The organism is Streptomyces sp. Y1 (genome assembly GCF_041053115.1).
GTDB lineage: Bacteria > Actinomycetota > Actinomycetes > Streptomycetales > Streptomycetaceae > Kitasatospora > Kitasatospora rubellomurina.
In genome coordinates, this window is the sequence record NZ_CP163445.1 from 3,996,712 (window position 1) to 4,011,556 (window position 14,845).

The window sequence follows — 14,845 nt, forward strand, 5'->3', positions numbered from 1 at the left end:
CCGGGACCCGTGAGGGGGTCCCGGGGCCGCGGGGCGGGGCTGGGAGGCCGGCGGCTCAGCTGTCGGCGATGAGCTTGCCGGCGGCGCTCCAGCTCTCCGCCGGGGTCTCCTGGATCCAGACCTGGACGGTCTCGGCCGGCAGCTCGTAGGCCTGCACGAAGGCGTCGGTGATGCGGGCGACCAGGTCGCGCTTCTTCTCGACGTCGCGCGGGCCCTGCAGAACGGTGACGACGGGCATGGCATTCTCCTTGGAAAGGAATTCCGGACGGGTTTTCGCTCGCCCGCCTTTTCGGGGCCGGCGGCGCAAGAACGACGTTATTCGCCCGGCCCGGCCCCGTTCAAGGGAAATGCTTCCTACGGGTGCGGTGATGTCTCTGAAGTGGCAGGGCGGGGTGGGGGAGAAAAGCCCGGCGACCCCGACACCTCAAGGGATGTCGGGGTCGCCGGGCAGTCTTCCGGTGAATCTCCGGATTTCTGTCAATGCCTGTCAATGCCTGTCGATGCCGGTCGTGAATGGCGGACGGGCGCCGGTGCGGGAATTCCTGGACGGTGGGGCGAAAAGCGGTGGAAAGGCGGGTTTCAGGCGGCGTTGCGGGTGCCGTCCGGGTCGAGCGGCGACCACCAGAGCGCGGAGGTGGCCGGGCCGTCGCCCAGGATCACGCCGCGGCCCTCGACGATCCGGCCGTCCCGCCAGCGCAGCACGTGCAGGGCCGTGACGTCGAGCAGGTGGTACGGGGAGGTGCTGTCCTCGGGGGCGCCGGCGCGCAGCGCCCGGTTCTTGTTGACGTCCACGGAGTAGCCGTCCTCGGCGTTGACCAGGACGGTGATGTTCTCCGCGAGGTACGTGCCGCCGGAGAGTTCGCCGACGGTCTTCAGGAACGCGAGGAAGCCGTCCAGCCCCTCGTGCCAGCCCGCGTGGGCGTGGTTGCCGGGGATCTCGAACCGCAGGTCCTCGTCCCAGTACTCGAGCATCTTCTGGCGGTCGCCGGTGCCGAGGGCGGCGAACGCGGCGCGGACCCGGTCGGGCGTCAGCTCTCTCATGGGGTCTCTGTCCTTTGCTGGCAGGGGAGTTGGAGGTGCGTCGCACTCAGACGGTGGCGGGCTCGTGCTCGGCGGCCGGCGCGGTGTCGACGGCCTCGGCCTCGGCGGGGGCCGCGGCGCCGGCCCGGGAGCGGGCGCCGACCACGGCCACCAGGACGGTGGCGGCGGCGCAGAACACGGCGGCGATCCAGAGCGCGGTGTGCAGGCCGCCGGTGTAGGCGGAGGTCGCGGTGTGGTGGAACGCGGCGCGCGCGGCCTCCGGCACCGTGCCCTCCGGGTCGGCCAGTTGACCCTGGTTCAGCGAGTCGGCGAGCGCGCCGGGGTTGTGCCCGTACGGGCCGCTGTAGGCGTCGAGCTGGTCGCCGAGCTCGCTGCGGGTGAAGCTGACCAGCAGCGATCCGACGACGGCGATGCCGATGGCCTCGCCCGCCAGCCGCATGGTGTTGAACATGCCCGCCGCCATGCCGGCCCGGGACGGGTCGACGCTGGAGACGGCGGCGCCGTCCATCACGCCGAAGGAGACGCCGATGCCGATGCCGATGACGGCGTACGGGCCGAGCGCGGCCCAGTTGCCGATGCCGGGGTGCAGCACCGTCAGCCAGCCGACGCCGATCGCGGTGAGGCCGACCGACGCGGTCACCATGTGCCGGATCGGGACCCAGCGCAGCAGGTAGCCGGCGATCAGCGGGAAGAACACGGTGGGCACGGTCAGCATCAGCATGTCGACGCCGGCGTGCAGCGTGGTCTCGCCGTTGACGGCGGTCAGGTAGCTCGGCAGGTACACCAGCAGCGGGGTGAAGGCGAGGACCAGCGCCACGACGCCCACGGACAGCGAGACGAACTGGGGCTGGCGGAACAGGCTCAGGTCGAACATCGGCCGGTCCTGCCGCTGCTCGACCACGATGAAGGCGGCGAGCAGCACCGCGCACGCCAGGTAGGCGGCGAGGTTGAACGGCGAGGTCCAGCCGATCTGCGCGCCCTCGATCAGGGCGGCGATGAGCGCGGCGAGCGCCCCGCTGAAGGTGACGGTGCCGGCCCAGTCCGTCCGGGTCGCCTGCGGGTCGCGGGACTCGGGCAGGACCACGGAGAGCGCGAGCACCACGGCGCCGGTGATCGCCGGCACCAGGAACACCGAGCGCCAGCCGAAGGTCGTGGACAGCGCGCCGGCGACGAACGGCCCGAAGGCCATGCCGGCGCCCACGGCGGTGCCGAAGACGCCGAACGCCTTGGCCCGGGCCTGGCCCTCGAAGGCGTGCGCCAGCATCGCGCTGCCGGAGGTCAGCATGGCCGCCGCGCCCACGCCGGCGACGGCGCGGGCGAGGTCGAGCAGCACGACGCCGTTCGACAGCGCGGACACCAGCGAGCAGATCGAGAACGCCAGGGTGCCGGTGATGAACACCCGGCGCCGGCCGAAGCGGTCGGCGAAGGAGCCGCTGGCCAGCATGAAGCTGGCGAAGGTGAGGTCGTAGCCGTTCACGATCCACTGCCCGGCGGCCAGGCTGTTGTGGAAGTCGGCGGCGACGCCCGGCATCGCGACCGAGGAGCCGGTCAGCGAGATCGGGAGCAGCAGCGACGCGAGCACCACGGTGACGAGCGTCGCCGTCGGATGCCGGGAGGTGGTCTGGGTCGGGTCCTTCGTGGTGGTGGTCATGGCCGTCCTTCTCCTTGGCTCCTTGGCACGGGGTCGGTGGCGGAGGCGAGGTGTTCCGCGGCGGACGAACGGTGCTCATCGGGCCCGGTTCGTCCCGCTCTTCCGGTCGGGGCTGATCCGCAGTCGCTTCCGCATTCCACGCTACGGGTGCACAGGGATTCGCAGAATTCCGCTTCGGGGTCACCCGGGATGTTTCTTTCGAGGCACGGCGGGTGTTTCCGATGGATTCGGGAGGGCCGCCCGAGGTGCGGCAGACCGGGCGGCCACGGGCCCGGCCGCGTGCGCAACATCCTTCGCCCGCAGCCTGGTTGAGATGGGAGTGCGGCGCTGGTCCGGTCGTTCCGGGCGTGCGGCGGACGGAATTCCCGGCCGGTGCGGACGGTGCTCGGAATTCGCCTCTCCGCAGTCTCCGAAACGAATCCGGTGCCCGAAGGTGCGGTTCTCGATTCCCCTTCCGGAGCGCCGTTCGAATCTTTGGGGGAATACGGCTGCCGCCGGCCGCGGCGCGGATCTAGCGTCGGTCCCAACCTTCGGAGAGGACGGAAACCATGGACAGTCCCGTCGTCGTGGTGGGCGCGGGCCCGATCGGCCTGGTACTCGCCTGCGAACTGCTCGGCCAGGGCGTGCCGGTGCGGGTGGTCGACGCGGAGCGCGAGCACTCGGCGCACTCGCGGGCCACCACGATCTGGCCCCGGCCGCTGGAGCTGCTCCGGCGGATCGGCGTGGCCGACCGCATCGTCGAGGAGGGCCACCGGATCCAGGGCGTCACCTACTACTCCGACCACCGCCCGCTGGCGACCGCCTGGTTGAACCGGCTCGGCGCGACGCCCTACCCGTTCGCGGTCGGCCTGCCCCAGGACCGCACCGAGGCGCTGCTGGTGGAGCGGCTGGAGGAGCTGGGCGGCAAGGTCGAGCGGGGCGTGCGGCTGGCCTCGCTGGACGCGGGCGGCCCGCGGGCCAGGCTGCGGCTGGCCCTGCCCGGCGGCGGGACCGAGGAGGTGGAGGCGCCCTGGGTGATCGGTGCGGACGGCGCCCACAGCACCGTGCGCAAGGAGCTCGGCATCGGCTTCGCCGGCGCCCAGCTGAAGATCAACTTCGCCATCACGGACGCCGAGCTCTCCGGTGACATCCCGTCCGACCTGGTCAGCTACTGCTACACCGCGCAGGGCGGCCTCGGCCTCGCGCCGATCTCGCCCACCGTGCACCGGGTGGCCGTCAGCGTCCCGCCCGAGCTGGCCGAGCGCACGCCGGACCGCGAGTTCTTCCAGCGCATCGTCGAGGAACGCGGCCCCGGGCGGGTGCGGCTGGGCGAGCTGCGCTTCAGCACCGTCTTCCGCGTCCACGTGCGCACCGCCGACCGCTTCCGCTCCGGCCGGGCCCTGCTGGTCGGCGACGCCGCCCACCTGATGAGCCCGGCCGGCGGCCAGGGCATGAACACCGGCCTCCAGGACGCCGCCAACCTGGGCTGGAAGCTGGCCGGCGTGCTGCGCGGCACGCTCGACGAGTCGCTGCTGGACAGCTACGACGACGAGCGCCGGCGGGCCGTTCACGCGGTGACCCGCTCCACCTCGATGCAGACCCGCTGGGGCGCCCTCACCAAGCCCTCCCAGCTGGCGCTGCGCGACACGCTCGTCCGCGCGGCGGGGCGCAGCGGCGTCCTGCAGTGGCGCCTCGCGCCCAAGATCGGCCAGCTCGACGCCACCTACCGGGACGGGGGCGCGCCGGCCGTCCGCCCGTGGGGGACCGCCGCCCCCGGCGACCGGCTGCCGGTGCTGCTCGGCGAGGGCGCGGCCCCGGCCGGTCCGTCCTGGGCCGGCATATCCGGCCGGGACCACGCGGTGATCCTGCACGCCGGGCGGACCCGCCCGGCCGACTGGCAGGGCGTCTGCGCGCGGATCCGGGCGGCGGTGGGCGAGCGGGCCGAGGTCCTGGACGCGCCGAGCGGCCCGCACGGCCCGCTGGCCGTCGCGCTGGGCCGCCGGCCCGCCGCCGCCGTGGTCCGCCCGGACGGGCACCTCTTCGAGCTGCTGACCGACCCCGCGCCCGGGGCCGTCCTCGCCGCCCTGGCCCGCGCCCGCGGCGAAGCGCTGCCGCGCTGAGCGTTCCGGCGTCGCCGTACCACCCGTCACCGCCATCCACCCGCCACCACTGAGGAGACGACCATGTCCGTGATCCCCGCCAGCCACCTGGACCTGCTGGAGCGCCCGCTCTTCGGCCACCTCGCCACCCTGCGCCCGGACGGCACCCCGCAGGTCAACCCGGTCTGGTACCGCTGGGACGGTGAACTGCTCTGGTTCACCACCACGACCACCCGGTTCGAGTACCGCAATCTCAAGGGGAACCCGAACGCCGCGCTGTCGGTGAACGACCCGGAGCGGCCCTACCGCTACCTGGAGGTCCGCGGCACGGTCGAGCGGATCGAGGAGGACCACGACGCCGTGGGGTTCGTCGCGCTCGCCCACCGCTACGACCCGGAGTTCCCGCCGCCCGGGGACGCGCCGGACCGCATGGTGGTCGGCATCCGCCCGCACCACACCAGCTGCCAGTAGTGCGACCAGAACTGACGCGGCGTCACGTCCGGTGCCCGTACCGCGCGGCGAGTCCGCCGCGGTACGGGCACCGGTCGCTGGCCGCGAACTCACCGACGGCCGCGCTCGGTGCCCGCGAGCCGCAGCCGGGCCTCGGCCAGCAGCGTCCCGCGCCGGCGGAACTCCACCCGGACGGGCAGGCCGTCCGCGGCCCCGGGCGGCTGCGCGAGGCGGGCCCGCACGGTGGTCTCCTCGTCCAGTTCGACGAACCGCCGGTGGTCAAGCTCGACGGCCAGCAGCACGGTGCGGGCCGGCGAGCGGCCGAACTCCTCGCCGACCAGCAGCAGTCCGGCCTGCCGGGCGGCCTCCAGCAGCACCGCGCCGGGCACGTGGTCCGGCCGCTGGTCGAAGAGGCTGCTGTGCCCCAGCGGAACCCGCAGCCCGGCCGCCAACTCCCCGGCGGCGAAGCGGGGTTCCAGCAGGACGACGTTCTCCGGCCGCTGCCGGCCGAGCAGGTAGGGCGGGACGGCGCCCGGGTGCTCCCGGACGGGCAGCTCGTCCGAGCGGGGCGGCAGGTCGGCGCGTTCGCGCAGCCGGAGCCGGCGGTAGGCCGCGGGCGGGCGCAGCGCGGTGTCGGTGGTGGCCGTGCCGAGCTGCCGGCCGTCGAGGACGAGGTCCACCCGGTGCACCACCCGGGTCAGCGCGCCCTTGCGGCACCAGGTCCGCGACTCGTGACCGCGCAGCTCCAGTTCGTCCAGGTCGGGGCCCGCGGCCAGGGCGTCCGGGGCGGTGATCCGCAGCCGCCGGCCGAGGGTGAACGCGACGGCCTCCGGCGGCGCGTCCGGGTGCGTCCCGGTCGCGCAGCGCACGGCCTGGCGCACGCTCTCCAGGAGCACCAACGGGTCGTGCAGCCGGGGGGCGTGGAGGTGGTCGTTGTAGTACGGGTGGGCGTGCGGCAGCCGGGCGCCCGCCAGGAAGCTGCGGTCGAACCTGGCCCGGAAGTCGGTGAGGAAGACCTCCTGGAGGCCGTCCCGCTGGACGAGCCGGCGGCTGATGGTCCGGTCGAAGCTGAGCCTGTCTCCGGCCGTTGCGAGGTGGGGGTCGGTGGAGCTGTCGAGCATGGTCATGATCCGTCTCCTGGGGTGTTCCGCCGGGTCGGTCAGGCCGGGACGGCGATGGCCTCGGTGTCGATGTGCTCGGTGTCGACGTCCTCGGTGTCGATGTCCTCGGCGCCGATGTCCTCGGTGTCGAGCAGCCGGCCGACTTCGGCGAGGGCCGAGGCGGTGTCGCGGAACGCGATCGTGCGCCAGCCCGCCGCGCGCGCCCGGGCACCCCGGACCTCCGACGCGTCGACCAGCACGCACCGGGCGGCGGACCGCCCCGCCGCGGCCTGCGCCGCGCGCAGCGGCAGCCCGGCGCCCGCGGCCGACGACCGGCGGACCACGGCGTCGAAGAGCAGCGGCGCGAGCAGCCGCAGCCAGCCGGGCTCCCGGCCGTCCGGCAGGTCGGTGAGCAGGCCGACGAAGACGCCCTCGGTCCGCAGCTGGGCCAGCCGGTCGATCCAGGCCCGGTTGGGGCGGCACAGGTCCAGCCAGATCTCCTGCGCCCGGGACAGGTCGCAGACCACGCCGTACTCGTGCTCCAGCACGGCCTCGACGGCCGCCGACCAGGCGGCGCCGGCGTCCGGCGGCAGCGTGCCGCCGCGCTCGCCGGAGACCTGCGCCATCGCCTCGCGCAGCGCGTGTCCGGGCGCGCCGACCCGGTCGGCGAAGGCCCGCAGGAGCTCGGCGGCGGGCTGGGTGAGCACTCCGGTGCAGTCCGTCCAGAGCGCGAACGGGGTGGGGCCGGAGTTCCGGTCGTCGGTCATCGGGTGACGTCCTTCCTGACTGTCTGAGCGGTGAGGGCGGTGAGGGTGTCGGGGCCCGCCGCGGCCTCCGGTGTGCGGACGGCCGCGGCGGGGCGGTGCTGGCTGTACGGCTGCGCAGGGCCGGGCGTCAGAGCTCGAACAGGAGCCCGCCGAAGTACCAGCCGGAGCCGACCGCGGTGGAGAGGATCCGGTCGCCCGGCTTCACCAGGCCCTGCTCCGCGAACTCGGAGAGCGCGATCGGGATGGAGGCGCAGCCGGTGTTGCCGCGCACGTCGAAGTTGGTGCGGAACTTCTCCGGCGGCAGTTCGAGGCCGGCCTTGACGCCCGCGTGGATGGCGTTGTTGCCCGGGTGCGGGATCAGCCAGTCGAGGTCGCCGACGCCGATGCCGGCCCGCCCCAGGAGCGTGTCGGCGACCTTCAGGCTGGAGCCGACGGCCAGCTCGATGAGCTCCGGGCGGGGCCGCAGCCAGCCGTCCCGGGCCGCGACGGCGTCCGCCCGCGCGGCGTCGCAGCTGAGCGTCGAGTACTGCAGCCCGGTGCCGTCCTCGGCACCCTTCTCCAGCACCACCGCGCCGGCCGCGTCGCCGAAGATCAGCTGGCCGCGGGTGCCCGGTCGGGCCCGGCGGGAGAAGCGGTCCGCGGCGACCACCACGGCCCGCTGCCAGCCCGGCTGCGCGGCGAGCATCGAGGCCGCCGTCTGCACGCCGTGCACGAAGCCGGTGCAGGCCCCGCAGACGTCGAAGGCGAGGGCCCGCTCGGCGCCGAGCCGGGCGGCCACCTGCGGGCCGATCTCGGGGATCCACTGCCGGTCGGTCCAGTTGGCGAGCACCACGACGTCCACCTCGTCGGGCTCGTGGCCGGCCCGGGCGAGCGCGGCCCGGGCGGCCTGCTCGGCCATGTACTCGACGGTCTCGTCCTCCGCGGCCTCGTGCCGGCTGCGCACGCCCAACTCCGCGGCCTCCTCGGGGGCGTAGGTCCGGCCGCCGATGGTGATGCCGTGCTCGTTGCTGACCAGCGTGCGGGGGTAGTAGTGGCCGAGACCGGTGAAGCGCAGTCCGGAGCCGGTCCAGGTCATCGTGTTCGGGTTCTCGACGGGCATGGTGGGGCAGGCCTTTCGGGCGTGGGAACGGGGAGTCGGGAGTGAGGTGCGGCGGGCCCGCTCAGCGGTAGCGGCCCTCGGGGTCGAGCGTGCGGAGCAGCCGGAGCTCCTCCGCCGTGACGGGCTTCTCGGCGCTGAGGCCGGCGACCGGTGCCGACCAGGCGGTGTACGCGGCGACGGCCTCGGCCGCCTCGCGTTCCAGCGCGCCCGGCCGGTCGGGCGCGAACTCCCGGACGGCGTCGGCGGGTTCGGCCCGCAGGCCGCCCTCGTCCGGTCCGAGCCAGGTGGCCAGCCGGAAGCCGGGGCCGTCCTCGCGGCGCCGGAACCGGCCGAACTGGCTGACCACCTCGCGCACCCGGTCGCCGCGGCTGGTCCGGTAGGAGACCTCGGGCACGTACCGCCGCCGGGAGGCGGTGGCGATCACCACGCAGTCCGCCGAGGCCGCGATGTCGTTGGCGCCGCCGGAGCCGGTGAGCCAGCGGCCGTCCGCGGTCATGCTGGTGTTGATGGTGCCGCTCTCGTCGATCTCGGCGGCGGCGAGCACACCGAGCGCGCGGGGGTTGGCCGCGACCATCCCGCCGAGGATCTCCGGGATGCCGCTCAGCTGTTCGGCCGTGCCCGCGTGGCGCAGGCTGAACAGGAAGACGTCGCCCTGCTGCGGGGTGAAGCCGTAGAGGCCGAGCTCGGCCACCACCCGGACGGCGTGGCCGCCCCGGCGCAGCTGCTCGGCGGCCAGCCAGGCCGCGAGGTGGGAGGAGCCGATGCCGGCCAGCAGGGTGTCGTAGCCGCCCTCGCGGACCCGCTCGACCACCGCCCGGGCGCCGAGCACGATCAGCCGCTCCATCCGGCTGGGCGGCGTCTCCTCGGCCGTCTCCTCCGCCGTCTCCGTCACCGGGGCAGCGGCGGCGGTGACGGCAGCGGCGGCGGTCGCCCGGCCGGCCTGCCAGGACGGCTCGCCCTCCTGCAGCCGCCGCCGGCGCTCCTCGCCCAGCCGGGCCAGGTACCCGGCGTGCGAGCCGGGTTCGAGCACCCACTCCCGGTACCAGTCGGCGCCCCGCTCCTCGGCGCGGCAGCGGTCGGCGATCTCCTCCAGGAAGGCGTAGTCGTCGAGGTAGCCGGGCACCCCGGCCAGCCCGGCGGTGCGCAGGGCCTGCGGGTGGGCGCCGAGCGGCGCCTCGCAGAGGCCGAGCACCCGTTGCCCCGGGATGACCACCCGGTCGGGGATCGCCCGCAGCTCCTCGGCGGAGACGATCCGCTCGACCGAGGCGAGCACGCCCCGCTTCGCGGCGTACGCGGCCCAGGCGCCCTCGCCGAGCGGCGGGACCATCGCGATGTTGCCGTCCTCGTCCGCGCAGACGCCGTGCACCAGGGTGAGGTCGGGGTGCATCGCCCGGACCAGGGTGAGCTGTTCGCCCGGCCGGTCGGGGTCGGGCACCAGCAGGACGTCGTCGCCCTTGCCGGTGAGCAGGTCGGTGCCGGACAGCGAACCGGTCGACGCGTACGGGGCGCCGGTCGCGGCGGCGATCAGCCGCTGGTTGTAGCTCAGCAGCGACCAGGGCTCGAAGGCGAACGGCACGCCCTCGGCCACCCGCTCGTACAGCGGGTTGGGGCGGGGCGAGGGGTAGGTGTCGCCGAGGAAGCCGGCCACCACCTTGGCGACGCCGCCGGCCAGGGTCAGCGCGTGGGCGCTGGAGTGGTAGCCGGTGGTGCTGACGGTGAACCGCGCGCGGTCGCCGAAGACCCGGCAGAGCGCGTAGCCGAGGGCGTTGGGCCGGGAGTGGGTGGCCGCCAGGTGCAGGTGGTCGTCGGGCCGGACGAACCGGCGGACCAGGTCGTCGACGTCCGCGGCGATCACCGGCCCGCTCACGAGGAGGCTCCGAGCGCGACCACGGCGGTCTGGCTGCCGAAGGCGAAGGAGAGCGACACGGCGAGGTCGAACGCGGTGTCCCGGGCGCCCTCGAAGACGTGGTCGTGGTCGCACTCCGGGTCCCGGCCGGACAGGTTGATGGTGGGGGCCAGGCGCTGGTGGTGGAGCATCAGGCTGGTGGCGGCGACGTTGATGATCCCGGCGATGCCGAAGGTGTGGCCGTAGATCGGCTTGTTGGAGCTGATCGGCGGCAGCTGGCCGAGGGTCCGCTCGGGGTAGAGGGCCTGCAGCGCCCGGCTCTCCGCGAGGTCGTTGTAGCGGGTGGCGGTGCCGTGGGCGCAGAAGTAGCCGACCTCGTCGGCGGTCCGGCCGGCGTCCGCCAGCAGGTCCTGGACGAAGGAGGCGGTGACCTTGCCGGTGAGGTCCATGCTGGTGGCGTGCGCGGCCTCGTTGAAGGTCCGGGCCTCCAGCACCTCGGCGTAGATCCGCGCGCCGCGCGCCCGGGCCACCGACTCGCGCTCCAGGCAGACCACCACCGAGCCCTCGCCGAGCGCGAAGCCCTCGCGGTCCGCGCTGTACGGGCGCACCGCGCGGCGCGGGTCGTCCCGCTCGGTGGACATCACGCCGCTGCCCATCGCCGCGTAGCACTTGGCGACCTCGGGCACGATCGGGAACTCGTGGCCGCCGACCAGCATCGCGTCGGCGGTGCCGGAGCGCAGTTCGCGCAGCGCCAGCCCGATCGCCTGGTGGCCGCCGACACAGGCGTTGCTCACGGTGCTGACCAGGCCCTGGGCGGAGGTGTAGATCGCCGCCAGCGAGGCGGGGCAGCCGGGCAGGCCGCGGAACATCGCGCCCTTGTCGCCGAACGCGCCCGGCTCCTCGTCGGCCAGCACCCGCTGCCACCAGGCGAACGGGCCGCGCGAGGAGGACATCAGCACGCCGATCCGGCGCGGGTCGTGGTAGCCGATCTCCAGGCCGGCGTCCTGCCGGGCCCGCTCGACCGCCGACATCGCGATCAGGATCTCGCGGGTGTACTTGGCGGCGTGGTTGTCGAGGAGTTCGGGCAGGAACGGCCGGTGGTCGAACGAGCTGATCTCGGCGGCCGCGTGGACCGGCAGGCCGTGTTCCGCGCCGTCGAAACGGGTGAGTCTGCCGACCTGGGAATGGCCGCCGGATATGTTTTCCCAGAACTGTTCCACGGTGGTCGTGTTCGGCAGCATGACACCGATGCCGGTGACCACGACCGCTTCCTTCGAACGGGGTTCTTCCCTGTGCATGGAGCGTCCTCCCGAGAGTGGATTTCGCGGATGCGCTTCGCAGCCGGCCATGCCAATCTATCGGCGTAGCAAGGGAGTTCATGAGGACGTGGGGTACTCGTTCGGCGGTGGGGGGAGTACTTCGGGTACCGGGCCGGCGGCATTCCCGGACATGCCGGAATCCCCGGTGGAACGGCGGTTTCCTCCGCCGTTCCACCGGGGATTCCCGGGCCTGCCAGTGCGTGTTTCCGTGTGATTCTCCGGACGCCGGGTCAGTGCGGCGCGCGGTAGGGCTTCAGCTCCCGCCGGACCAGCGAGCGCTTGTGCACCTCGTCCGGGCCGTCCGCGAGCCGCAGGGTCCGCGCGTGCGCCCAGAGCGCGGCCAGCGGGAAGTCCTGCGAGACGCCGCCGCCGCCGTGCGCCTGGATCGCCTTGTCGAGCACCCACTCGGCCAGCGCCGGCGTGACGACCTTGATGGCCTGGATCTCGGTGTGCGCGCCCTTGTTGCCCACGGTGTCCATCAGCCACGCGGTCTTCAGGACCAGCAGCCTGGCCTGCTCGATCCGCATCCGGGCCTCGGCGATCCAGTCCTGCACCACGCCCTGGTCCGCGATCGGGCCGCCGAAGGCGTGCCGGGCCGTCACCCGGGCGCAGAGCAGCTCGAAGGCCCGCTCGGCCATGCCGATCAGCCGCATCGCGTGGTGGATCCGCCCGGGGCCGAGCCGCGCCTGGGCGATCGCGAAGCCGTCCCCGGGCTCGCCGATCAGGTTCGCGGCGGGCACCCGCACCCGGTCGAAGACGATCTCGGCGTGGCCGCCGTGCGGGCCGTGGTCGTAGCCGAACAGCTCCATGCCGCGGACGAGCCGCACGCCCGGGGTGTCCTTGGGGACCAGGACCATGCTCTGCTGCCGGTGCCGGTCGGCGCCCGGATCGGTCTTGCCCATCACCACCAGGACCTTGCAGTGCGGGCTGAGCGCGCCGCTCGCCCACCACTTGCGGCCGGTGATCACGTACTCGTCGCCGTCCCGCTCGATCCGGGTGCAGATGTTCCCGGCGTCGGAGGAGGCCACCTCGGGCTCGGTCATGCAGAACGCCGAGCGGATGGTGCCGTCCAGCAGCGGTTCCAGCCACTCCTTGCGCTGCGCCTCGGTGCCGAACATGTCCAGCACCTCCATGTTCCCGGTGTCCGGCGCCGAGCAGTTGAGCGCCTCGGGGGCCAGGAAGGGGCTGCGGCCGGTGATCTCGGCGAGCGGGGCGTACTGCAGGTTGCTGAGGCCGGCGCCGGCCGCGGAGTGCGGCAGGAAGAGGTTCCACAGGCCCTGGGCGCGGGCCTTCGCCTTCAGCTCGTCGAGCACCGGCGGGCGGTCCCAGCGGCCGGCCGCGGCGGCCGTCTGCTCCTCCGCGACGCGCTCGGCGGGGTAGACGTGCTCGGCCATGAACTCCAGTAGCCGGGACCGCAGTTCCTCGGTCCTGGTGTCGTAAGCGAACTCCATCGCGGTACTCCTTCAGACAGGTCGACAGGGCTAAAGGCGGGGGCTGGGGCGTTTCACGGGCGGGTGAGCGCCCGCAGGCCGCGCCGCACCAGTTCGGGGACGGCCGCGGAGATCCCGTCGAAGCCGTCGCCGAGGGTCAGGCCGCGGGAGTGGCGGTAGTGGACGCCTTCGAGGATCACCGCGATCTTGAAGAAGCCGAACGCGACGTACCAGTCCAGGGTCTCCACCGGGACCCCGCTGGCCCGGGCGTACCGCTCGACCAGCTCGTCCCGGCCCGGCCAGCCCGGCAGGGCTCCGGGCGTCGGCGGGACGGCCTCGCCGAGGCCGGCCAGTCCGTCCCAGTAGACGCAGAAGACGCCCAGGTCGCAGAGCGGGTCGCCGAGCGCGGCCAGTTCCCAGTCCAGGACGGCGGCGATCCGGCCGGGCTCGGCGCGGTCGAAGACCACGTTGTCCAGGCGGTAGTCGCCGTGCACCAGGGCCGGGCGCGGGGACGCCGGGCGGGTCCGCGCGAGGCGCGCCGCCAGCTCCTCCACGCCGGGCAGCTCCCTGGTCCGGGAAGCAGCCAACTGCTTGGTCCAGCGGGCGAGTTGGCGTTCCATGAAGCCCTCGGGGCGGCCGAAGTCCGCCAGCCTGACCGCGGCCGGCGGCACCGAGTGCAGTGCCGCGAGGACGTCGACCAGCGCGTGGCCGAGCTCCCGGCCGGTCGCCGGGTCGAGCTCCGCCAGGTCGGCCGCCCGCCGGTGGATCGCGCCGTCCACCTTCTCCATCAGGTAGAACGGCGCGCCCAGCACCTCGGCGTCCGCGCAGTGCGCGACCGTCCGGGGCACCGGGACGGGCGTCGGCGCCAGGGCGCTCATCACCCGGTACTCGCGGCCCATGTCGTGCGCGGTGGCCAGCAGGTGGCCGAGCGGCGGCCGGCGCAGCACCAACGGCACCTCGCCGCCGTCGAGTTGGTAGGTGAGGTTGGAGCGTCCGCCGGCGATCAGGGTGAGCTCCGGCGCCTCGATCCGCAGCTCGGGCCGGGCCGCCGCGAGCCAGCCGCGCAGGGCCTCGCGGTCCACGCCCGCGACCTCCGCCGTCATCTGATCGGTCATCAGATGCCGCCGCCGGCCAGGATGATGCCGCCGTCCACCGCGATCGTCTGACCGGTGATCCAGGCGGCGTCGTCGGAGGCCAGGAAGGCGACGGCGGCCGCGATGTCCTCCGGGGTGCCGAGCCGGCCCAGCGCGTAGCCGGCGGCCAGTTCCGCCTCCCGGCCCTGGTACAGCTTCGCGGCGAAGCGCGTCCGCACCACGGCGGGCGCCACGGAGTTGACCCTGATCCGCGGGCCGATCTCCTGCGCGAGCTGCTCGGTGAGGTGGATCAGCGCGGCCTTGCTGGCCCCGTACACCCCGATGCCGTGCGCCGGGCGCAGGCCCGCGACCGCGCTGATGTTCACCACGGCGCCGCCGTGCTCGCCCTGCCAGGCCTGCCGGACCTCGCGCAGCCAGCCCAGCGGGGCGTTCACGTTGACGTCGAAGACCTTCCGTACGGCACCGGGCTCCAGGTCGAGCACCGGGCCGAACACCGGGTTGATGCCGGTGTTGTTGACCAGCACGTCGATCCGGCCGAAGGCCGCCATGGTGCGGGCGACGGCCTCGGCCCGGTGCTCGGGGTCGTCGGCGCGGCCGGCCACCGCGATGGCGTGCTCCGGACCGCCGAGCTCCTTGACCGCGAGCTCCAGCGACTCCTCGCCGCGGGCCGTCAGGCAGACCCGGGCGCCCTCCGCGACCAGCCGGGCCGCGCTCGCCAGGCCTATCCCTCGGCTGGCGCCGGTGACGAGCGCGACCCGGCCGTTGAACCTGTTCATCTGCACTCCTTGTCTGGGGGTGGTCCGCTCCGGCTGTGAGGGCGCGGTCGGTGCCGGCGGTACCGGGCGCGGTCGGCGTCCGGATCCGCGGTCGGCTCGTCACCCACGCTAGGAATCCCGGCGGCCGCCCGGTTAGGACGTGCGGTACTCGGCCGCCCCCGCCCCCGGTACCGCCGGTACCGCCGAGGTGTCCT

The 14,845-nt window shown here is 74.1% G+C and carries 13 protein-coding genes; 2 read left to right on the forward strand and 11 right to left on the reverse strand.

Annotated features, from left to right (window positions below; all coding sequences use genetic code 11):
• Nucleotides 1-55: 55 nt before the first annotated feature.
• From dmpI to AB2U05_RS16960, 3 genes are all read right to left on the reverse strand, one after another.
• Complete coding sequence (gene dmpI, locus AB2U05_RS16950) at nt 56-238, reverse strand: 4-oxalocrotonate tautomerase DmpI (RefSeq protein ID WP_045692643.1); 183 nt, start codon at nt 236-238, stop codon at nt 56-58.
• A 341-nt stretch (nt 239-579) separates the two neighbouring features.
• A complete protein-coding gene (locus AB2U05_RS16955; RefSeq protein WP_045692642.1) occupies nt 580-1,041 on the reverse strand; it encodes a nuclear transport factor 2 family protein in 462 nt (153 codons plus the stop codon).
• A gap of 46 nt (nt 1,042-1,087) precedes the next feature.
• Complete coding sequence (locus tag AB2U05_RS16960) at nt 1,088-2,692, reverse strand: MFS transporter (protein ID WP_052707134.1); 1,605 nt, start codon at nt 2,690-2,692, stop codon at nt 1,088-1,090.
• A 548-nt stretch (nt 2,693-3,240) separates the two neighbouring features.
• On the opposite strand from AB2U05_RS16960, the gene AB2U05_RS16965 reads away from it, so the two are divergent.
• On the forward strand, nt 3,241-4,791 hold the full coding sequence (locus AB2U05_RS16965; RefSeq protein WP_369183619.1) for an FAD-dependent monooxygenase: 1,551 nt from the start codon (nt 3,241-3,243) through the stop codon (nt 4,789-4,791).
• A gap of 63 nt (nt 4,792-4,854) precedes the next feature.
• On the forward strand, nt 4,855-5,241 hold the full coding sequence (locus AB2U05_RS16970) for a PPOX class F420-dependent oxidoreductase (protein ID WP_369183620.1): 387 nt from the start codon (nt 4,855-4,857) through the stop codon (nt 5,239-5,241).
• 89 nt (nt 5,242-5,330) lie between these two features.
• Here the strand turns inward: AB2U05_RS16970 and AB2U05_RS16975 are convergent, their stop codons facing one another.
• From AB2U05_RS16975 to AB2U05_RS17010, 8 genes are all read right to left on the reverse strand, one after another.
• Complete coding sequence (locus AB2U05_RS16975; protein ID WP_052707133.1) at nt 5,331-6,347, reverse strand: AfsA-related hotdog domain-containing protein; 1,017 nt, start codon at nt 6,345-6,347, stop codon at nt 5,331-5,333.
• A gap of 32 nt (nt 6,348-6,379) precedes the next feature.
• Nucleotides 6,380-7,087, reverse strand: a complete 708-nt coding sequence (locus AB2U05_RS16980) for a hypothetical protein (protein ID WP_369183621.1) — start codon at nt 7,085-7,087, stop codon at nt 6,380-6,382.
• A gap of 127 nt (nt 7,088-7,214) precedes the next feature.
• Nucleotides 7,215-8,186 (reverse strand): ketoacyl-ACP synthase III, encoded by a 972-nt coding sequence (locus AB2U05_RS16985; RefSeq protein WP_369183622.1) that lies wholly within the window; start codon nt 8,184-8,186, stop codon nt 7,215-7,217.
• Between the two features lie 61 nt (nt 8,187-8,247).
• A complete protein-coding gene (locus AB2U05_RS16990; protein ID WP_369183623.1) occupies nt 8,248-10,053 on the reverse strand; it encodes a CoA-transferase in 1,806 nt (601 codons plus the stop codon).
• Nucleotides 10,050-11,294, reverse strand: coding sequence for a beta-ketoacyl synthase (locus tag AB2U05_RS16995; protein ID WP_244178623.1), 1,245 nt, complete (start codon nt 11,292-11,294; stop codon nt 10,050-10,052). Before AB2U05_RS16995 ends, AB2U05_RS16990 begins: the two co-directional genes overlap by 4 nt.
• Nucleotides 11,295-11,581: 287 nt before the next feature.
• Nucleotides 11,582-12,802 (reverse strand): acyl-CoA dehydrogenase family protein, encoded by a 1,221-nt coding sequence (locus AB2U05_RS17000; protein WP_369183624.1) that lies wholly within the window; start codon nt 12,800-12,802, stop codon nt 11,582-11,584.
• 53 nt (nt 12,803-12,855) lie between these two features.
• Nucleotides 12,856-13,896: a phosphotransferase family protein gene (locus AB2U05_RS17005; protein ID WP_369183625.1), complete on the reverse strand. Its 1,041-nt coding sequence runs from the start codon at nt 13,894-13,896 to the stop codon at nt 12,856-12,858.
• On the reverse strand, nt 13,896-14,651 hold the full coding sequence (locus AB2U05_RS17010) for an SDR family oxidoreductase (RefSeq protein WP_369183626.1): 756 nt from the start codon (nt 14,649-14,651) through the stop codon (nt 13,896-13,898). Before AB2U05_RS17010 ends, AB2U05_RS17005 begins: the two co-directional genes overlap by 1 nt.
• Nucleotides 14,652-14,845: the final 194 nt, after the last annotated feature.